Annotated in this window: 16 protein-coding genes; 8 read left to right on the forward strand and 8 right to left on the reverse strand. The window is 61.2% G+C overall.

The window, feature by feature from the left end; genetic code table 11:
- The first annotated feature begins 116 nt into the window (after positions 1-116).
- Positions 117-830, forward strand: coding sequence for a GNAT family N-acetyltransferase (locus AFK65_RS05590; protein WP_038857760.1), 714 nt, complete (start codon positions 117-119; stop codon positions 828-830).
- Here AFK65_RS05590 and entD read toward each other — a convergent pair.
- The gene (gene entD / locus AFK65_RS05595; protein WP_167343470.1) at positions 799-1,467 is read right to left on the reverse strand and encodes an enterobactin synthase subunit EntD; all 669 of its coding nucleotides are present in this window, start codon (positions 1,465-1,467) and stop codon (positions 799-801) included. The two genes, AFK65_RS05590 and entD, sit on opposite strands and share 32 nt — an antisense overlap.
- A 35-nt stretch (positions 1,468-1,502) precedes the next feature.
- Complete coding sequence (locus AFK65_RS05600; RefSeq protein ID WP_038857757.1) at positions 1,503-3,776, reverse strand: TonB-dependent siderophore receptor; 2,274 nt, start codon at positions 3,774-3,776, stop codon at positions 1,503-1,505.
- 279 nt (positions 3,777-4,055) lie between these two features.
- Here AFK65_RS05600 and fes point away from each other — a divergent pair, with 279 nt between their 5' ends.
- From fes to AFK65_RS05615, 3 genes are all read left to right on the forward strand, one after another.
- Entirely contained in the window at positions 4,056-5,300 is a 1,245-nt protein-coding gene (fes, locus tag AFK65_RS05605) for an enterochelin esterase (RefSeq protein WP_071602547.1), read from the forward strand.
- Positions 5,301-5,303: 3 nt separating this feature from the next.
- Complete coding sequence (locus AFK65_RS05610; protein ID WP_007706641.1) at positions 5,304-5,525, forward strand: MbtH family protein; 222 nt, start codon at positions 5,304-5,306, stop codon at positions 5,523-5,525.
- Between the two features lie 79 nt (positions 5,526-5,604).
- On the forward strand, positions 5,605-9,441 hold the full coding sequence (locus AFK65_RS05615) for an enterobactin synthase subunit F (protein WP_050569315.1): 3,837 nt from the start codon (positions 5,605-5,607) through the stop codon (positions 9,439-9,441).
- A 184-nt stretch (positions 9,442-9,625) separates the two neighbouring features.
- On the opposite strand, the gene AFK65_RS05620 is transcribed toward AFK65_RS05615, so the two are convergent.
- From AFK65_RS05620 to AFK65_RS05630, 3 genes are read right to left on the reverse strand one after another with little or no spacing between them, the layout of a single operon-like run.
- On the reverse strand, positions 9,626-10,168 hold the full coding sequence (locus AFK65_RS05620) for a 1,2-dihydroxy-3-keto-5-methylthiopentene dioxygenase (protein ID WP_007706649.1): 543 nt from the start codon (positions 10,166-10,168) through the stop codon (positions 9,626-9,628).
- Positions 10,165-10,854 carry an acireductone synthase gene (gene mtnC / locus AFK65_RS05625; RefSeq protein WP_007706651.1) on the reverse strand — a complete coding sequence of 230 codons (690 nt, stop codon included), beginning with the start codon at positions 10,852-10,854 and terminating at the stop codon, positions 10,165-10,167. Before mtnC ends, AFK65_RS05620 begins: the two co-directional genes overlap by 4 nt.
- Positions 10,851-11,465, reverse strand: coding sequence for a methylthioribulose 1-phosphate dehydratase (locus AFK65_RS05630; RefSeq protein ID WP_007706653.1), 615 nt, complete (start codon positions 11,463-11,465; stop codon positions 10,851-10,853). The genes mtnC and AFK65_RS05630 overlap by 4 nt, the downstream gene beginning before the upstream one ends.
- Positions 11,466-11,601: 136 nt before the next feature.
- On the opposite strand from AFK65_RS05630, the gene AFK65_RS05635 reads away from it, so the two are divergent.
- Entirely contained in the window at positions 11,602-12,762 is a 1,161-nt protein-coding gene (locus AFK65_RS05635) for a pyridoxal phosphate-dependent aminotransferase (RefSeq protein ID WP_007706657.1), read from the forward strand.
- Here AFK65_RS05635 and citR read toward each other — a convergent pair.
- Entirely contained in the window at positions 12,757-13,719 is a 963-nt protein-coding gene (citR, locus tag AFK65_RS05640) for a DNA-binding transcriptional repressor CitR (protein ID WP_038857756.1), read from the reverse strand. The genes AFK65_RS05635 and citR overlap by 6 nt on opposite strands.
- Positions 13,720-14,208: 489 nt before the next feature.
- Here citR and ahpC point away from each other — a divergent pair, with 489 nt between their 5' ends.
- A complete protein-coding gene (ahpC, locus tag AFK65_RS05650) occupies positions 14,209-14,772 on the forward strand; it encodes an alkyl hydroperoxide reductase subunit C (protein WP_007706673.1) in 564 nt (187 codons plus the stop codon).
- A 257-nt stretch (positions 14,773-15,029) separates the two neighbouring features.
- Positions 15,030-16,595, forward strand: coding sequence for an alkyl hydroperoxide reductase subunit F (ahpF, locus tag AFK65_RS05655; RefSeq protein WP_007706676.1), 1,566 nt, complete (start codon positions 15,030-15,032; stop codon positions 16,593-16,595).
- A gap of 176 nt (positions 16,596-16,771) precedes the next feature.
- Here ahpF and uspG read toward each other — a convergent pair whose 3' ends face one another.
- Positions 16,772-17,200: a universal stress protein UspG gene (uspG, locus tag AFK65_RS05660; RefSeq protein ID WP_007706679.1), complete on the reverse strand. Its 429-nt coding sequence runs from the start codon at positions 17,198-17,200 to the stop codon at positions 16,772-16,774.
- 242 nt (positions 17,201-17,442) lie between these two features.
- Here uspG and AFK65_RS05665 point away from each other — a divergent pair, with 242 nt between their 5' ends.
- On the forward strand, positions 17,443-18,675 hold the full coding sequence (locus AFK65_RS05665) for a zinc-dependent alcohol dehydrogenase (RefSeq protein WP_007706681.1): 1,233 nt from the start codon (positions 17,443-17,445) through the stop codon (positions 18,673-18,675).
- Positions 18,676-18,742: 67 nt separating this feature from the next.
- Here the strand turns inward: AFK65_RS05665 and rnk are convergent, their stop codons facing one another.
- Positions 18,743-19,153 (reverse strand): nucleoside diphosphate kinase regulator, encoded by a 411-nt coding sequence (gene rnk / locus AFK65_RS05670; RefSeq protein ID WP_038857755.1) that lies wholly within the window; start codon positions 19,151-19,153, stop codon positions 18,743-18,745.
- Positions 19,154-19,179: the final 26 nt, after the last annotated feature.

A 19,179-nucleotide genomic window follows, 5' to 3' on the forward strand; every position in this document is an offset into this window, starting at 1 on the left:
GAAACCGCTCAGATAAAACCGAGTTCCTGCGCGCGTTTTTTCCGCTGCGTTATCGCTATCTTCCTGGTTTCACTCCTGATATAACTTTTTATTAACAACCATCAGGAGGAGTGCTTGTGGCTTATTACAACCATTACGATCAGCAGGTCGGCGCGCCGGTGCCGGACTGGAAAGGCGCAAGAATGCCTGAGCGCGTTACGCTTGCCGGGCGCTACTGCACGCTGGAGCCCCTCAATGCCGACGCGCACGCCGCCGCGCTGCTGGCGGCGTATCAGGACGCGCCGGATGACCGCGACTGGACGTGGCTGGCGAGCGATCGTCCCGACACGCTGGCGCAGTGCCATGCGTGGGTGACGCAAAAAGTGATGGATCCGTCGCTGGTGCCTTTCGCGGTGATCGACAACGCGCGCGGCGAGGCGGTGGGGCTGGTGTGCTTTATGCGCATCGATAAAGCCAACGGCGTGCTGGAGATAGGCCATGTGACCTGGTCGCCGCGCATGAAAAACCGTGTTACCGGCACCGAGGCGCTGTGGCTGTTGATGCGCGATGCCTTTGAGCACGGTTTCCGGCGCGTGGAGTGGAAGTGCGATGCGATGAACACCGCTTCGCGGCGCGCCGCCGAACGGCTCGGCTTCACATATGAAGGGCGATTGCGTCAGATGATGGTGCGTAAAGGCCGCAACCGCGATTCCGAGTGGTTTTCGCTGCTCGACAGCGAATGGCCGCAGGCGGATGCCGCGCTGCGCGCCTGGCTGTCGCCGGAGAATTTCACCGCCGATGGCGTGCAGAAACAGCCGCTCAGTCACTTCCGGGCCAGTTCACCAGCGTGAGGATCTGCTGCGCCTCCTGACGCCAGCTCAGCGTGAAGCGCCGCCCTGAGGCAAACGGCCCGAGCGGGCAGGCAAGGCGCAGCGTCAACTGATGGTCGTCCAGCGCGACGACTTTCGCGCATTCAAAACCGAACCAGTCGCCCACCTGCGGGAACAGCGCTTTAAAGAGGCTCTCTTTGGCGGAAAACGCGAGCGTCAGGGCGCTGGCGAAGGGCAGCGGCGTGCGGGCCAGCAGCGCGCATTCTTCGGTGTCGATAATGCCGGGGGCCAGCTCGTGTGCCGTCTGCGCGTCCATCATATTTTCGACGTCAATTCCGACGCCGCCTGATATGGCGATAACCGCGGCCCAGGCGCGATGGCCGGTGTGCGTAATACTGCCGGTAAACCCAGCGGGCCAGCATGGCTCGCGGTGCGCGCCGATGCCGGGCGGTGAGAATGGCGCGCCTGCCGCCCGCAGTGCGGCGACGGCGGCGATACGGCCCGCCAGATGCTCCGCCTGACGCCGCGCGACGGCGTTCGCCAGCGTCGCGTGATGCGGCAGCCACAGCAGATCGTCAGGTGTGAAAGTGTCGGGTGAGAAATCGACGCGCCAGAGCGGCTGTCCGGCGAAGGTCAACGGGGTGAGGGTGGTCTGCATCGGAAAAGGGCGGGCATTTCTGCCCGCCGTCGTCATCAGAAGTGAGTGTTGATGCCCATGAACCAGGTGCGGCCCGATTCGTTATAGGTTTCCGCCCCCGCGCCATACATCCAGGCGTTGGTTTTGGCGTTACCGGTGGTCTGGGCGTTGCCCGCGCGCCAGTGGCGCTTGTCGAAGACGTTATCGAGGCCCGCCGTCAGGCTGACGTTTTTGGTTACGTCCCAGGTGCCGCTCAGCCCGACGATGCTGTAAGGGCTGACTTCATTGGTGCCGCTGTCGGTCACGCGCTCGCCCTTATAGTTGTACATCTTCGGCTTCTGACGGCCATACCAGGTGAACGTGCTTTGCAGCGACAGATCGTCGCGTACCTGCCAGCTCAGCGTCGAGTTCAGGGTAAACTCCGGAATGATCGACAGACGATCGCCGGTGGTTTTGTTCTTACTCTGCAACATCCAGGTCAGGTTGTTGCTCCACTGGACGGTATCGGTCACTGGCAGATTCAGCGTGCCTTCAAGCCCTTCCACCACGGCTTTCGGCACGTTCTCCCACTGGTAGAGATCCGTTTTATTGCTGATCGCCGTGACGGGGCTGTAACCGGCTTCGATTTTGTCGTGGTAGTCGTTACGGAACCAGGTGAGGCCCGCCTGATAACCATTCTGTTTGTACTCAAGACCAATCTCTTTATTGACGCTGGTCTCCGCTTTCAGATCTTCATTGCCCATCAGGTAGCAGCCGGTGTTAGTGGCGCTGGCGTAGCAGCCCTGGCCGCGGCTGTAGAGAATGTAGTCATCGTTGGTCTGATAGAGGCTCGGCGCTTTGTAGGCGCGCGCGATGCCCATTTTCAGCGTTACCGCGTCGGTCAGCGCCTGCGTCAGGTTCAGCGCCGGGCTCCAGTTGTTGCCGACGATAGTGTGGTGATCGAAACGCAGCGACGGGGTCAGCGTGGTGCTGTCGGTGAGCTGCATATTGTCTTCGGCAAACAGCGAGAAGATTTCCGCTTTGGCGTATGGGCTGCGGTTGGTGGAATCGACGCCAGGGATAGCCCCGCCGCTGGTGGAGCCGGTCAGCGCCTGAGCGGTGGATGTGCCGTCTTTCAGGCGCTGCTGGTTCCACTCGGTGCCGAGCGTCAGGTTCTGGTTCACCAGCCAGTCGAAGGGAATGCTCACTTCGCTGTGCAGCAGCACGTCGCTCAGGTTGATATCCGAGAATTTCTCGCTGTTAAACAGCCCTTCCAGACCGCCCGTCAGGCCTTCGCCAAGACGCGAGTTGCGCGTGTGCTCATACTGGGCGTAAGTGTTGGTGGTCACGCCGTTATCCCAGCCGCCGGTCCAGGTGACCGCGTAGTTCTGGCGATAGAGACGGTTGGTTTCCTTGCCGTAATATTTTTTCACCAGCCCGTTGGTGCTGTTGTCGTTGTTGGTGTTCTGGGTGTCGCCCGCGTAGAGGTTGCCCTGACGGCTGTAGCCCGCTTCAAACTCCAGCGCCTGCATCGGCGCGAATTCCCAGCGTACCTGGCCGTTGATGTCTTTATTGACCACGCCTTCACGCCCGGCGGGCAGGGTATCGGCATAGCTGCCGGTGCGCAGCGATTCATGCCCGGCGTTGATGTCCTGGGCGTCGGCCTGGGTTTTCGCCAGGTTGCCGTACAGGCGGAAGCTGACGCTGTCGCCGAGCGGCCCGGTCAGGCTGAAGTTGGTGCGTTTGGTGGCGCCTTCAGCTTTATGTTCCGGCACGTCGAAATAGCTGTCCCAGGCGCCGTGCCATTCGTTGCTGCTGCGTTTGGTGATGATATTCACCACGCCGCCCGCCGCGCCGTTGCCGTAGCGTGCGGCGGCAGGGCCGCGCAACACTTCGATGCGCTCGATCATCTCCGGCGGCACCCAGGCGGTATCGCCGCGGCTGTCGCGCTCGCCGCGCCAGCCCTGACGTACCGAATTACGGCTGCTGACGGGTTTGCCGTCAATCAGGATCAGCGTGTTTTCCGGTCCCATCCCGCGGATGTCAATCTGGCGGTTGTTGCCGCGCTGGCCGCTGGTGGAGTTGCCGGTCAGGTTGACGCCCGGCATGGTGCGGATGATTTCCGACACATCGCGCGCCGGCGGGTTTTTACGGATTTCATCGGCGGTAATGGTCGAGACGCCAGGCGCCTGAAGGTTTTGCTGTGCGGCGGTGACGACAATGGTGTCATCGCCATCGGTTGCTTTGCCATCCACGGGAGCGGTGTTGTCCTGCGCCCAGGCGGGCAGCGCAGCGCCATACATCCCCAAATTAATCAGCATCGCCAGAGAGAGAGGGAGCTTTTTATTCATCTTTTATCCTGCTGTCTGTGCTGCGGCCCGGAAGTCCTTCCCCAGTGGGGCAGGGCGCAGCAGGGAATATGCCAGAGCCGCCTGACGCAAACCCCGCTCATCCCGGAGCGGCAGCGCGCAAACGCCTGGTCGGGTTAATGTTTTTGAGTGAAAGACGCGCTTCCCACAGCGCGCCAATACGCTATTGCAAATGCAAATAATTATCAATAATATTATCATCAAATTATCTGGGCTCACGTAAATCCATGATATTTATCAAGACTAACAAGGAGCGGGACGGTGGCGGAGCACGCGGCGGGAAGTGAAGCCTGGTGGCAGGCGAAGCAGGCGCAGGGCATGCCGGAGATTTCTGGCGCAGCGCCGGGCCAGTGCAGTGTGACGTTCTGGTGGCGCGATCCGGCAGGCGATGAAACGACGTCTGAGATACAGCGGGTGTGGATTTACCTCACCGGCATCACCGATCACCACAAACCCTCCGCGCCGCAGTCGCTCACGCGTCTGCCGGGCACTGACGCCTGGTGGTGGCGCGCCGAATTAAACGCCGCCTGGCGCGGCAGCTACTGTTTTATCCCTTCCACAAAAACCGATGATTTCGCCGTTGACGCCTTTGCAGACGTTCCGCCGCGCCACGCGTTGCGCGAAGGCTGGCGCACGCTGCTGCCGCAGGCTATTCCCGACCCGTTCAATCCGCGCCACTGGCGCGGCGGCCGCGGGCATCCGGTGAGCGCGCTGCATCTGCCGGGCGCGCCCGCGCAGCCGGGCTGGGACGAGAACGACGCGGCGTACACGCCCGCGCGGGAATTTCTCTGGCACAGCGAACGGCTCGGCAACGCGCGCCGCGTGTGGCTGTTTACCACCGGCGGCGATGACGCGCCCCGGACGCGCCCGCTCGCTATTCTGCTGGATGGTCAGTTCTGGGCGCACAGCCAGCCGGTCTGGCCCGCGCTTCAGACGCTCACCAGCCGCGGCGTTCTGCCGCCTGCCGTTTATCTGCTGGTGGATGTGATTGATACCGCGCACCGCAGCCGGGAACTCCCCTGCAACGCCGCTTTCTGGGAGGCGCTGTGGCATGAACTGCTGCCCCAGGCGCGCGCTTATGCGCAGTGGCGTGAAACCCCGCAAACCACCGTCGTCGCCGGACAGAGCTTCGGCGGGCTCTCCGCGCTCTATGCGGGGCTGCGCTGGCCTGCGCGTTTTGGCTGCGTGCTGAGCCAGTCCGGCTCGTTCTGGTGGCCGAAACGCGAGGCGAACGGCGAGGACGGCTGGCTGGTTGAAGAACTGGCCGCAGGCCGTCTCGACCCGCGCGGGCTGCGTATTTTTCTTGAAGCGGGTATCCATGAGCCGCTTATTTTGCAGGCGAATCAGCGCCTGGTTTCTTTACTGCAACAGACGCCGCAACCGCTTTTCTGGCGTCAGGTTGAGGGCGGTCACGATGCGCTTTGCTGGCGCGGCGGGCTCACCGACGGGCTGACCGCGCTCTGGGCAGACGCACTCGCCCCGGCGCATTTTTCAGGACAGGAGTGACGTATGGAATTCAGCAATCCCTTCGATAATAAGCAGGGCCGTTTCTGGCTGCTCGAAAATCACGAAAAACAGTTAAGCCTCTGGCCGGAGCCGTGCGCGCTGCCGCCGGGATGGCGCGTGGTGGCCGCGCCGCAGCCTCTTGAGGTGTGCGAGGCGTGGCTTAATGAGCACGGACAGGCGCTGCAGCCTGCCGATTTCGCCCACCACAACGAGACCCGAGGTTAACGTGACGGACATAACGCTCACCCCTGTGGAACATGACAGCGTCTCGCTGCCGCTGGTGGCGGCGCAGCCCGGTATCTGGATGGCTGAAAAACTCTCCAGCCAGACCAACGCCTGGAGCGTGGCGCATTACGTTGAGCTGAACGGCGCGCTCGACGCGCCGCTGCTGGCGCGCGCTATCGTGGCGGGCATGATGGAGGCCGATACGCTGCGGATGCGTTTCGAGGAGCGCGACGGCATCGTCACGCAGCGATTTGACGCCTCGCTCACGTTCGCCACGCCTGACATTATCGATCTGCGCCGCGAGGCCTGCCCGCAGGCCGCCGCCCAGCGCCTGATGCACGCCGATCTGGAGCAGGATCTGCGCGTCACCCACGGCACGCCGCTGGCGCATCACGCGTTGCTTCGCGTGGGGGAAACGCGCTGGCTCTGGTATCAGCGTTACCATCATCTGGTGGTGGATGGTTTCAGTTTTACCGCGATTACCCGCCGTATCGCCGATATTTATCGCAGCCTGCGCCGGGGCGATCAGCCCGACGCGTCGCCGTTCGTCCCCTTTAAGGAGGTGGTCGAGGAATACGCCCGCTATCAGGCATCTGAAGCCTGCGCGCGCGACGCCGCCTTCTGGGCGCAGCAGGTGCGCGACCTGCCGCCGCCGGCGACGCTTTCTGATCAGCCGCTTACCGGGCAATCTTCCACCACCTCGCTGATCCGCCGCTCGCTGCGCTTTGATGACGCCCACTTCGCCACGATTCTGGCGAACAGCGGCGGGCTGGCCGCGGCGGATATGGCGCTGGCGCTGGTGGCGCTCTGGCTCGGTCGTCTTAGCGGGCGGGACGCGTACAGCGCCGGTTTCATCTTTATGCGCCGCATCGGCTCCGCCGCGCTGTGCGCCACCGGCCCGGTGCTGAACGTGCTGCCTTGTCCGGTGCGCATGGAGCCTGGACAGACGCTGGCGCAGTTCGCCGCCGCCTTTGCGAAGACGCTCAAAACGCTGCGCCGCCATCAGCGCTACGACGCGGAGCAGGTGCTGCGCGATGCCGGCAAAGTGGCGCAGCAGACGCCGCTCTACGGCCCGGTGCTGAACCTGAAAATGTTTGATTACCGGCTCGATTTCGATGGCGTGGAGGGGATAACCCATCAGCTCGCCTCGGGGCCGGTAAAAGATCTCGAAATCGCGCTCTACATCGACGAACAGGGCGGTGTGACGCTGGAGCTGCTGGCGAATCAGCAGCGCTATAATGCCGCGCAGATTGAGCGCCAGCTCGCGCGTCTGCCGCGTCTTCTGGCGCAGTTTGCGACTGACCCGGAGCTTGCGTGCGCGCAGGCGGATCTACTGGATGACGACGACTACGCGCTGATGGCGCGTGTGAACCAGACTGCCGTGCAACTGCCGCTGGAGACGCTCAGCAGCCTGCTGGCGAAGCAGGCGCAGGCGACGCCGCAGGCCCCGGCGCTTGCCGACGCGCGCCATGCCTTTACCTACGGTGAAATGCGTGAGCAAGTGCTTACGCTTGCGGCGGAGCTGGTGCGCCGCGGCGTTAAGCCGGGCGATGTGGTGGCCGTCGCGCTGCCGCGCTCGGTGTTTCTCTCGCTGGCGCTACAGGCCATTGTGGAAGCGGGAGCCGCCTGGCTGCCGCTCGACACTGGCTACCCGGACGATCGCTTGCAGATGATGTTAGAAGACGCTCGTCCGGCGCTGCTGATTACCGCCGCCTCAGAGCAGGGGCGTTTCGCGCATATCCCGAGCCTGCCTGTGTTCTGCTACGACGCGCCGCTACCGGTCAGCGCCCCGCAGCCGCTCGCGCGCTCGCGTCCATCGCACACCGCCTATGTGATTTTCACCTCCGGCTCCACCGGTCGCCCGAAGGGCGTCATGGTCGGTCAGACCGCTATCGTTAACCGGCTGCTGTGGATGCAAAGCCAGTATCCGCTCGGCGCGGATGACGTGGTGCTGCAAAAAACGCCGTGCAGTTTTGATGTGTCGGTGTGGGAATTTTTCTGGCCGCTTATCGTCGGCGCGCGGCTGGTGATGGCGCCGCCACAGGCGCACCGCGATCCGCAGGCGCTCCAGGCGCTGTTCGCGCGCTGGCGGGTGACGACGACCCATTTCGTGCCGTCGATGCTGGCGGCGTTTGTCGGCGCTCTCTCTGACGCGGCGATCGGCGCCTGCGCGTCGCTGCGCCAGGTGTTCTGTAGCGGCGAAGCGCTGCCGACTGAACTGTGCCGCGACTGGGAACGGCTGACCGCCGTGCCGCTGCATAACCTCTATGGCCCGACGGAGGCGGCGGTGGACGTGAGCGGGTATCCGGCCTTCGGCGCGGCGCTGGCGCAGGTGAAGGGGGCCAGCGTGCCGATTGGCTTCCCGGTCTGGAATACCGGCCTGCGCATTCTTGATAATCTGATGCGCCCGGTGCCGCCGGGCATGGCGGGCGATCTCTATCTCACGGGGGTTCAGCTGGCCCAGGGCTATCTCGGCCGCCCGGATCTGACCGCCAGCCGCTTTATCGCCGATCCGTTCGCGGCCGGCGAGCGGATGTACCGCACCGGCGATGTGGCGCGCTGGCTGCCGGACGGCGCGGTGGAATATCTCGGGCGCAGCGACGATCAGCTGAAAATTCGCGGCCAGCGCATTGAGCCTGGCGAGATCGACCGCGTGATGCAGCGCCTGCCGGATGTGGCGCAGGCGGTGACGCATGCCTGCGTGCTGAATCACCACGCCGAAACGGGCGGCGATGCGCGCCAGCTGGTGGGGTATCTGGTCTCCGCCTCCGGCGACGCGCTGGACGTGGCGGCGCTGCGCGCGCGCTTAAGCGAACTGCTCCCCGCTCATATGGTGCCGGTGACGCTTATTCAGTTGCCTGCGCTGCCGCTCAGCGCCAACGGCAAGCTGGATCGCAAGGCGCTGCCGTTGCCGCAGCTCGCCGCGCGCGAGCCGGGCCGGGCCGTAGCGCCGGGGATGGAAACGGCGATCGCCTGCGCGTTTTCGGAACTCTTAGGCGTTGAAGTGACCGACGCGCAGGCCGATTTCTTCGCGCTCGGCGGCCATTCGCTGCTGGCGATGCGCCTGGCGGCAAGGCTCACGCGCGAGCTGGGACGTACTGTTACCGTCGGGCAGGTGATGGTGGCGTCGACGGTGGAAAAACTCGCGGCGGCCGTGGCAGTGGAACAAAACGACGCGCAGGCGGAGCAGGCGGGCTTTGATGTGATCCTGCCGCTGCGTGAAGGCCGCGGGCCGACGCTGTTCTGCTTCCATCCGGCGTCGGGTTTCGCCTGGCAGTTTAGCGTTCTGCAACGCTGGCTGTCGCCGCGCTGGGCGATTACGGGCATTCAGTCGCCGCGCCCGGACGGGCCGATGCAGCAGTGCGCGTCGGTGGATGAACTGTGCGACCGCCATTATGCGACGCTTCGCGAGCAGCAGCCGCACGGGCCGTACTGGCTGTTCGGCTATTCGCTTGGCGGGACGATCGCGCACGGCGTCGCCGCGCGGTTGCAGGCGGCGGGCGAGGAAGTGGCGTTCCTCGGTCTGCTCGACACCTGGCCGCCGGAAACGCAGAACTGGCAGGAGAGAGGCGGGCGCGAGCCTGACCCGGCCGTGCTGGCGGAGATCGAGCGCGAGCGGGCGGCGTTTGTGAGCGCGCAGCAGGGGCAGGGGTCGCAAAGGCTGTTTGAAACGATTGAAGGCAATTACGCCGACGCGGTGCGGCTGCTGTCTACCGCGCGCAGCGCGCGCTTTGAGGGCGACGCGACGCTGTTTGTCGCCGAACGCACCGTGACGCCGGGCCTGGATCCGTTTAACGCATGGGCGCCCTGGACGCGTCGCCTTGAGGTGCACAATGTGGATTGCGCCCATGTGGAGATTATCTCCCCGCAGGCGTTCGAGGTGATAGGCCCGGTGTTGCGGGATATTCTCGGGTAGTTCTGGCGTTATGGGTGAGTATGACGGTGGGTGCGCTTCGCTTACCCACCCTACGAACACCGGGTGCCTGGATTACCGGTGGGTGCGCTTCGCTTACCCACCCTACGAACATTGAGTCTATGGATTTATGTAGGGCGGGTAAGCGTAGCGCACCCGCCACGTTACCTTGCCCGCCATATATGCGCTATGCCAGGCGCGGGTACGCTTCGGCTATCGGGCTGCCGGTGAAATTCGCGATCCAGCCTTCCGGATTATCGAAAATGCGGATCGCCGTGAAATGCGGCTGCGAGCCCATATCAAACCAGTGCGGCGTTCCGGCGGGCACCGAAATCAAATCGTTCTTCTCGCACAACACCTGATACACCTTGTCGCCAATATGCAGGCAGAACAACCCGGCGCCTTCCACGAAAAACCGCACTTCGTCTTCGCCGTGGGTATGCTCATTGAGAAACTTGCCGCGCAGCGCCTCTTTCTGCGGGTTATCGGCGCGCATGCTGATCACATCCCAGCTCTGGTAGCCTTTTTCCGCCACCAGCTGGTCAATCGCGTGCTGATAGGCGGTCAACACCGCCTCCGGCGTCGGGTTATCGCCCAGATCGCGGTCGGCCTGCCAGCGTTCGAAACGCACGCCCTGCGCGTTAAGCTGTTCGCGGATAGCGTCGGCGTCGGTGCTCTGCCACAGCGGTTCGCTGGCACCGTTATCGGCAAAAATCGTCAGTGCGCTCATGTCGGGATCTGCTCCGGGTGAATGTCATCGAAACTGGACACCTGGCGGTGGGTGCTTTGCGTATCTGGCTCGCCGCGGATCAGCTGGACTGTTTTCCAGCCCGCTTCGCGCGCGGCGTCCAGCTCCTCGCGGATATCCGAGAGAAACAGCAGCTGATGCACCGGCACGCCGGTCTTCATGGAGATATTGCGGTACGACGACACCTGGCGTTTGGCGCCGACGTGGGTATCGAAAAAGCCGCTCAGAAGCTCCGTGACGTCGCCATGATCGCTGTGGCTAAAGAGCAGCTTCTGCGCCGGTACGGAGCCGGAGGAGTAGATGTAAATATCGATATCCTGATCGCTCCAGCGGCGCAGGGCGGGCACAACATCCGGGTAGAGATGGCCGGTGAAATCGCCGTTGACGTAACCTTCGCGCCAGATATAGCCCTGAATCGATTTCAGGGCGGGAGATTTGCGGTCTTCATCCATAAATTTGAAGAGCGTTTCAATCAGCTGATCCACCGACGCCGCGGGCGCGTGGATCTCGCCGCGCAGCTCGTTAAGCAGCAGATTCACCGGTTCGCGCTGCTCGCCTGAGCGGATAAAACGCTCCAGACGCTCGCGCGCATAGGGGAAGAGGACGTTATGAACGAAGCGGATATCGGTCGTGGTGCCTTCAATATCGGTAACTATGGCGCGGATCATGCTCTCTCCAGCAGGCGTCGCTGCATTTCACATTCAAACAGAAATTCGAGCCCCTCCAGATGGCGACGCGCGACGGCGACATCGCTCCCCCAGCAGGTCAGCCCGTGGCCGCGCAGCAGAAACCCGTAGCGCAGCGGGAACTGGCGGTGGTGACGCGCAATGCGCTCCGCCAGACCACCAATATCCTGATCGTTATCGAAAATGGCAACAGGCACATCATCAAGATGCGTAATTTGTCCTGCCAGCGATTTCTGCATCTCGTAGCCGCACAAATGAAGCGCGTCGCTTTTCTCCACGCGCGACAGCACCGTCGCGTTAACGGTATGCACATGTAGCACGCAATTCGCCTCCGGGAACAGGCGATAAATCAGGGTATGCAGGCCGGTTTCGGCAGACGGTTTACGGCCGGACGGCGCGAGGTTAGTGGCAATCTCCACCTGCAGAAAATCGTCTGTCGTCAGGCTGCCTTTATCCTTGCCCGATTCGCTCAGCCAGCACCAGCGCGCGTCTTCGCGCAGCGACATATTGCCGCCGGTAGCGGGCGCCCAGCCCTTCGCGCCTATCCAGTGACAGGCGGCCACCAGCTCTTGCAGTTGGCTCTCTTTACTCATCGCATCCCCGCAGGCATATCGTTAGCGTTTAGACGTCTAAGCGTCTTGATTGCCAGAGAGTAGCATCGTGTTATAGTGTCGGCAACAGACAGATAACACCAAAACAACACGACACCGCGCGAAAGGATCAGCCGTTATGAGCCATACCCCGTTGACGCCAGAAAGCAAACTGCCCGCGCTGGGCACGACCATCTTCACCCGCATGAGCGCGCTGGCGCAGCAGCACCAGGCGATTAACCTGTCGCAAGGCTTCCCGGATTTCGACGGCCCGCGCTATTTACAGGCGCGGCTGGCGCACCATGTCGCGGCGGGCGCGAACCAGTACGCGCCGATGACGGGCGTGCAGGCGCTGCGTGAAGCGATTGCCGATAAAACCGGGGCGCTCTACGGCCATCGCCCGGATGCCGACAGCGATGTCACCGTCACGGCGGGGGCCACCGAGGCGCTCTACGCGGCCATTACCGCGCTGGTGCGCCCTGGCGATGAAGTGATCTGCTTCGATCCGAGCTACGACAGCTACGCGCCCGCCGTGGCGCTGTCCGGCGGGGTGCTGAAGCGCATCGCGCTGACGCCGCCGCATTTTCGCGTGGACTGGGCGCAGTTCGCCGCGCTGCTCTCCGATCGCACCCGGCTGGTTATCCTCAACACGCCGCATAACCCGTCCGCCACCGTCTGGCGCAACGCGGATTTCGCCGCGCTGTGGGCGGCTATCGCGGAGCGTGAAATCTATGTGCTGAGCGATGAGGTCTATGAACACATCTGCTTTGCCGAAGAGGGCCATGCCAGCGTGCTGGCGCATCCGCAGCTGCGCGAGCGGGCGATCGCGGTGTCGTCATTCGGCAAGACGTATCACATGACCGGCTGGAAGGTGGGGTACTGCGTGGCGCCTGCCGCGCTCAGCGCCGAGCTTCGCAAAGTGCACCAGTATCTGACGTTCTCCGTTAATACCCCTGCGCAACTGGCGCTGGCGGATATGCTGCGCGCCGAGCCTGCGCATTATCTTGATTTGCCGGATTTCTACCGGGCGCGCCGCGACCGTTTCATTCAGGCGCTCGGCGACAGCCGCTTTAAGATCCTGCCCTGCGAAGGCACCTATTTTCTGCTGGCGGATTACAGCGCTATCTCAACGCTTGATGACGTGAGTTTCTGCGAATGGCTGACCACGGAGGCGGGCGTCGCCGCCATTCCGCTGTCGGTGTTCTGCGACGCCCCGTTCCCGCACAAGCTGATTCGCTTATGCTTCGCCAAACAGGAGGCGACGCTGCTCGCCGCCGCGGAGCGTCTGGCGCGGTTATAGCGTGGGCTGATCGGGCGATGCCGCGCTGCGGCGTTGCGCCGCCGGCACGTCGCGCAGGAAGTGCTGCTCGATGAGCGACGCAAAGCTCACGAAAGATGCGTTGGTTAACGATGAGCGGTTATAGATAAGGTAATAATCATACTGCGGCAGGCTGAAGTTCAGCTTCACCGGCCGCAACCCGAACACCTGACCGTAACGCCGTAACGTTGGCGCGGGCAGGATGCCGATAAAATCGGTGCTGCCGATTATCGCCATGATCGATGACAGCGAGTTGCTGGTAAACGCAATTTGCCGCTCGCCGATAAGCTCTGCCGATTTCACATGGTAATGTTTCTGCCCCTCGGCAGGGCCGTTAAACAGTGTGAACTTTTCCTGCGCCAGCGCTGCGCTGTCAGCATGTTCGCCCAGTCGCGGGTGCTTTTCGCTGCACACCAGCACCGTCTCTTCGCTAAAACAGTGTTTGCAAATCACCGAATGGCTGGTCACCGGCGCCATACCGATGATCAGATCCGCTTTGCGATAAGCCAGCAGATCTTCCGCCGTTTCGCTGGCAAGCGAGGTGTCGTAATGCTCCAGTTCGAAATCATAATGTTCGCGAAACGCGCTGACCAGGTCCGGCAAATGGTCAGCCGCCAGCGCGGGCGGGCAGTAGAGCACGAAGTTTTTACGCAGCGGCGCGCCCTGCATAATGTTAATGGTCTGCTCAAGCTGATTAAGATTATCTTCCAGATAGTGGTGCAGATTGGTGCCGACGGTGGTGGGCGTAATCCCTTTGCCGGAGCGGACGAAGAGGGGATCGTTAAGCTGGTTGCGCAGGCGCTGTAGCGACTGGCTTATCGCCGACGGCGTCAGGAACAGCGCTTCCGCCGCCTTGCTGACGCTGCGATATAAATAGATGCACTCGAAGATCACCAGAAGATTGAGATCGAATTTCTTCAAATCCTGCAAATTTGCCATGGCAGCCTCGCAACGAGACGAAAGGGGATTTTTGTGGGTTATCCGTTCTCAGTAAATAATAGATAAAAGTGATGTTTTTGCGCAGACGCGACGGGGCGGAATCTGAAAAACTGGCCCGCCTTCACATACCCGGCGAGGACAATTCCTGTAAAGCGCTCCCTATCACAGCCATAGGCAGGAATAATCTTTGCGTCCGTTGCCCTTTGGGCAGGGGAGTGTTCTAATCGAAGGAACGTCTGCGCAGCAAAACACCGCGCGCAACGCTTTCGCCAGTACGCTGGCTCTGCTGTGGCCTGCGGGTATCTCAGCGCTCAGGCCGCCCGTTGAGGTGGCTTTTTTATTTTTTCGCGAGACGGCGAGAAACGTTCACTAAGGTTGGCCCGGATCGGTTGTTAGCTATTGCTTATTGATTTGATAACGCAAACGCATTGGCCTGGGTTACGAAAATTCGATACCTTACATCCCATCGAAAACACGGAGGAAGTATAGATGTCCTTGATTAACACCAAAATCAAACCTTTCAAAAACATGGCGTTCAAAAACGGTGAGTTCATCGAAGTTACCGAGAAAAACACGGAAGGCCGCTGGAGCGTATTCTTCTTCTATCCTGCTGACTTTACTTTCGTATGCCCGACCGAACTGGGCGACGTGGCTGACCATCACGAAGAGCTGCAGAAACTGGGCGTAGACGTTTACTCCGTTTCTACCGACACCCACTTCACCCACAAAGCGTGGCACAGCAGCTCCGACACCATCGCGAAAATCAAATACGCGATGATCGGCGACCCGACTGGCGCCCTGACCCGTAACTTCGAAATCATGCGTGAAGACGAAGGTCTGGCTGACCGCGGTACGTTCATCGTTGACCCGCAGGGCATTATCCAGGCTATCGAAATCACTGCTGAAGGTATCGGCCGTGACGCGTCTGACCTGCTGCGTAAAATCAAAGCGGCTCAGTATGTAGCTTCTCACCCAGGCGAAGTGTGCCCGGCTAAATGGAAAGAAGGCGAAGCGACTCTGGCTCCGTCTCTGGACCTGGTTGGCAAAATCTAATTTTTTCTGTCGTCTTTCACGCTACAGGTGCGTTGGCTGCGCTTACTCACCCCGGTCACTTACTGATGTAAGCTCCCGGGGATTCCTAAGCTTGCCGCCTTCCTGTAACGCGAAATACTCGGAAAAAGGCATTATCACGGGTGCAGTCTTGCACCCGTTTTTTTGAAAACGCTTTTACGCGCTCTCATTTAAGTTGCATCGCGGCGTCGCTGCACTGAGGCGGCTTAAATGAGGAAGCGTAAGCTCAGGAGAAAATTATGCTCGACACAAACATGAAAACCCAGCTCAAGGCCTATCTTGAGCGTCTGACAAAACCTGTTGAGTTAGTGGCCACGCTGGATGACAGCGCGAAATCGGCAGAGATCAAAGAACTGCTGCTGGAAATCGCCGAGCTGTCCGACAAAGTCTCCTTCCGGGAAGACAACACGCTGGCGGCGCGCAAACCTTCATTTTTGATTACCAACCCGGGTTCCATGCAGGGTCCGCGCTTTGCAGGCTCTCCGCTGGGTCACGAATTTACGTCGCTGGTGCTGGCGCTGCTGTGGACCGGCGGTCATCCGTCGAAAGAAGCGCAGGCTCTGCTGGAGCAGATCCGCGACCTGGACGGCGATTTCGAGTTTGAAACCTACTACTCGCTCTCCTGCCACAACTGCCCGGACGTGGTGCAGGCGCTGAACCTGATGTCAGTCCTGAACCCGCGCATTAAACACACGGCGATTGATGGCGCGGTGTTCCAGAATGAAATCACCGATCGCAACATCATGGGCGTGCCGGCCGTGTTCATGAACGGCGTGGAGTTCGGCTCTGGCCGTATGACGCTTGCGGAAATCGTCGCGAAAGTGGATACCGGCGCTGAAAAACGCGCGGCGGAAGAGCTGAACCAGCGCGACGCTTACGACGTGCTGATTGTCGGCTCCGGCCCGGCGGGCGCGGCGGCGGCGATTTACTCCGCACGTAAAGGCATTCGTACCGGCCTGATGGGCGAGCGTTTCGGCGGCCAGGTGCTGGACACCGTAGACATCGAAAACTACATCTCTGTGCCGAAAACCGAAGGCCAGAAACTGGCGGGCGCGCTGAAGTCGCATGTGGATGATTACGACGTTGACGTTATCGACACCCAGAGCGCGACGAAGCTGATTCCGGCGGCGAGCGAAGGCGGCCTGCACCAGATTGAAACGGCGTCCGGCGCGGTGCTGAAAGCGCGCAGCGTGATCGTGGCGACCGGCGCGAAATGGCGCAACATGGGCGTGCCTGGCGAAGATCAGTATCGCACCAAAGGCGTGACCTACTGCCCGCACTGCGACGGCCCGCTGTTTAAAGGCAAACGCGTCGCGGTGATCGGCGGCGGTAACTCCGGCGTGGAAGCGGCTATCGACCTCGCGGGGATCGTTGAGCACGTAACGCTGCTGGAATTTGCGCCGGAGATGAAAGCCGACCAGGTGTTGCAGGATAAACTGCGCAGCCTGAAAAACGTCGACATCATTCTGAATGCGATGACCACCGAAGTGAAAGGCGACGGCACGAAACTGACCGGCCTTGATTATCAGGATCGCGTAACGGGCTCTGTGAAGCATCTGGAAGTGGCGGGGATCTTTGTGCAGATTGGTCTGCTGCCTAATACCACCTGGCTTGACGGCGCTATCGAGCGTAACCGCATGGGCGAGATCATCATCGACGCCAAATGCGAGACCAGCGTGAAGGGCGTATTCGCCGCGGGCGACTGCACCACCGTGCCGTACAAACAGATCATCATCGCCACCGGCGAGGGCGCGAAAGCCTCCCTGAGCGCGTTTGATTATCTGATTCGCACCAAAACCGCATAACAAGAAAGTAAGACACCTGCGTAAAAGCCGCCCTCAGGGGCGGCTTTTTTATTGGCGGATGAGGTGAGCTGGTGTGGGGTAACTGGCGGGTGCGCTGGCGCTTACCCGCCCTACGTTTAACTTCACAGATAGGTAGGGCGGGTAAGCGCAGCGCACCCGCCATTAATCCCCGAAACTTAACGCACCACAAATACCGGCACATGGGCGTGGCGCACCACGCTTGAGGCGTTCGAGCCTAACAGATGCGTGCTGATCGACGGATCGCGAGAACCAATCACCACCACGTCGGCATGCAACTCTTGCGCCATCGCGTTAACCTCATCGCGTACGCTGCCGAAACGAACATGGCTGCGCAGGCGCGATTCCGGCAGGGTGAAATGTTGCTTCAGGGTTTGCAGGCGCTGATTCGCCTCGGCTTCCAGATGCTCTTCAAAACGGCGGATATCGGCGGCGAAGCGGTGCAGGCTCAGATTCGCCGAGCCCGGCAACACATGCAGCAGATGAATAATTCCGTCCTCCTGCGCCAGAAACTCCGCGTGGCGAATCGCCTTGTCGCTCAGTTCCATTTCAAACACATCGACAGGCATCAGAATCGTGTTGTACATCGTCACTCCTCCTTTAGCGGTTATCTACGCGCTTATTAAACCCTGTTTTTGTCATGGATACTTTTATTCATGCGACAAATTTGCGTTTTTTTACGCAGCGGCTTTCGCCAGGAAAACTCTTAAAGCCGCCGCGCTGGCGGCGGATCCGGCGGCTCACGGCCCATCCAGACTACCCTTGGTGTAGACCAGATGAACTTTCGCACTGGAACCTGTCTCTTTTTACCGTCTGCCAGGAGGTCGTAATGAAGGCGTTAACCTACCACGGGCCGCATAACGTTAAGGTCGAAAATGTCCCGGACCCGATTATCGAGGCGCAGGACGATATTATTCTGCGCGTCACGGCGACCGCGATTTGCGGCTCCGATTTGCATCTCTATCGCGGCAAAATCCCGCAGGTCCATCACGGCGATATTTTCGGCCATGAATTTATGGGGGAAGTGGTGGAAACCGGCAGCGCGGTGAAGGATATCCGCAAGGGCGACCGCGTGGTGATCCCCTTCGTAATCGCCTGCGGCGACTGTTTCTTCTGCAAGTTACAGCAATATTCCGCCTGTGAAACCACCAACAAAGGCACCGGCGCGGCGCTGAATAAAAAGCAGATCCCGGCGCCTGCCGCGCTGTTCGGTTACAGCCACCTTTATGGCGGCATTCCGGGCGGCCAGGCGGAGTATGTGCGCGTGCCGAAGGGCAACGTCGGGCCGTTTAAAGTGCCGCCGGTGCTTTCTGACGATAAAGCGCTGTTCCTCTCCGATATCCTGCCGACGGCCTGGCAGGCGGTGAAAAATGGTCAGGTGCAGAAAGGCTCCCAGGTGGCGATTTACGGCGCGGGCCCGGTGGGGCTGCTTAGCGCCGCCTGCGCCCGACTGCTCGGCGCAGAACAGATCTTTATGGTTGACCATAACGATTATCGTCTCGCGTTTGCGAAAGAGCGTTACGGCGTTATCCCGATCAACTTCGATGAAAACGACGATCCGGCGGCGTTTATTATTGAAAACACGCCGGGCAACCGCGGCGTGGACGCCGTTATCGATGCGGTCGGCTTTGAGGCCAAAGGCAGCCTGACCGAAACCGTACTGTCGAATCTCAAAATTGAAGGCAGCAGCGGCAAAGCGCTGCGCCAGTGCATCGCGGCGGTGCGTCGCGGCGGCGTGGTAAGCGTGCCGGGCGTCTATGCGGGCTTTATCCACGGCTTCCTGTTTGGCGACGCGTTCGATAAAGGCATCAGCTTTAAGATGGGCCAGACGCACGTCCATGCGTTTCTGCCGGAGCTGCTGCCGCTTATCGAGCAGGGCTTGCTGACGCCGGAAGAGATAGTCACGCACTATCTGCCGCTGGAAGATGCCGCGCGGGGCTATAAGATTTTCGAGAAGCGCGAAGAGGAGTGCCGCAAAGTGATTCTGGTGCCGGGCGCCGCGACGCCGGAGGCCGCGCGTGAGAAAGTCACCGCGCTGATGAACGCGCCGTTGCAGCCGTAATTTTCAGCAACTAAAAACAGAAAGAGGATGCCCTGGCATCCTCTTATTTTTTACCGCTCCGGGGCGTTTAAAGACGGTATTCGCCCGCCGCTTCCGGCTGGTAGAGCAGTTCCAGCACTTCGATATGCGTTTCGCTGCCGTCCGGCAGCGGCCAGCGGATGGCGTCGCCCACGCGCAGGCCCAGCAGCGCCGCGCCCACCGGCGCCATGACTGACAGCGCTTCCGGGCTGCTGCCCGCGTTTTGCGGATAGACCAGCAGGCGCTCGTAGGTTTCGCCGCTCGCCAGATCGCGAAATTTCACCCGGCTGTTCATCGTCACCACATCTTCCGGCATCGCCTGCGGGCTGACCATCCGGGCGCGATCCAGTTCATCGTTCAGCGCGTCAGCCACCGGCAGACGCGCGAACGTGGGCTGCTCCAGCAGACTGTCGAGACGTTCAGCATCGAGTTCGTTGATGATAAGGGCAGGTCGGGACATTTGTTACTCCATGTCATTGAATCAGG

The organism is Cronobacter universalis NCTC 9529, from assembly GCF_001277175.1.
GTDB classification, from domain to species: Bacteria; Pseudomonadota; Gammaproteobacteria; order Enterobacterales; family Enterobacteriaceae; genus Cronobacter; species Cronobacter universalis.

Bases quoted from the DNA above. Each gene is read 5' to 3' on its own strand.
- entD (WP_167343470.1), bottom strand. From the start codon at position 1,467: ATGCAGACCACCCTCACCCCGTTGACCTTCGCCGGACAGCCGCTCTGG.
- AFK65_RS05600 (WP_038857757.1), bottom strand. From the start codon at position 3,776: ATGAATAAAAAGCTCCCTCTCTCTCTGGCGATGCTGATTAATTTGGGG.
- AFK65_RS05610 (WP_007706641.1), top strand. From the start codon at position 5,304: ATGGAATTCAGCAATCCCTTCGATAATAAGCAGGGCCGTTTCTGGCTG.
- AFK65_RS05615 (WP_050569315.1), top strand. From the start codon at position 5,605: ATGGCTGAAAAACTCTCCAGCCAGACCAACGCCTGGAGCGTGGCGCAT.
- AFK65_RS05620 (WP_007706649.1), bottom strand. From the start codon at position 10,168: ATGAGCGCACTGACGATTTTTGCCGATAACGGTGCCAGCGAACCGCTG.
- mtnC (WP_007706651.1), bottom strand. From the start codon at position 10,854: ATGATCCGCGCCATAGTTACCGATATTGAAGGCACCACGACCGATATC.
- AFK65_RS05630 (WP_007706653.1), bottom strand. From the start codon at position 11,465: ATGAGTAAAGAGAGCCAACTGCAAGAGCTGGTGGCCGCCTGTCACTGG.
- AFK65_RS05635 (WP_007706657.1), top strand. From the start codon at position 11,602: ATGAGCCATACCCCGTTGACGCCAGAAAGCAAACTGCCCGCGCTGGGC.
- citR (WP_038857756.1), bottom strand. From the start codon at position 13,719: ATGGCAAATTTGCAGGATTTGAAGAAATTCGATCTCAATCTTCTGGTG.
- ahpC (WP_007706673.1), top strand. From the start codon at position 14,209: ATGTCCTTGATTAACACCAAAATCAAACCTTTCAAAAACATGGCGTTC.
- ahpF (WP_007706676.1), top strand. From the start codon at position 15,030: ATGCTCGACACAAACATGAAAACCCAGCTCAAGGCCTATCTTGAGCGT.
- uspG (WP_007706679.1), bottom strand. From the start codon at position 17,200: ATGTACAACACGATTCTGATGCCTGTCGATGTGTTTGAAATGGAACTG.
- AFK65_RS05665 (WP_007706681.1), top strand. From the start codon at position 17,443: ATGAAGGCGTTAACCTACCACGGGCCGCATAACGTTAAGGTCGAAAAT.
- rnk (WP_038857755.1), bottom strand. From the start codon at position 19,153: ATGTCCCGACCTGCCCTTATCATCAACGAACTCGATGCTGAACGTCTC.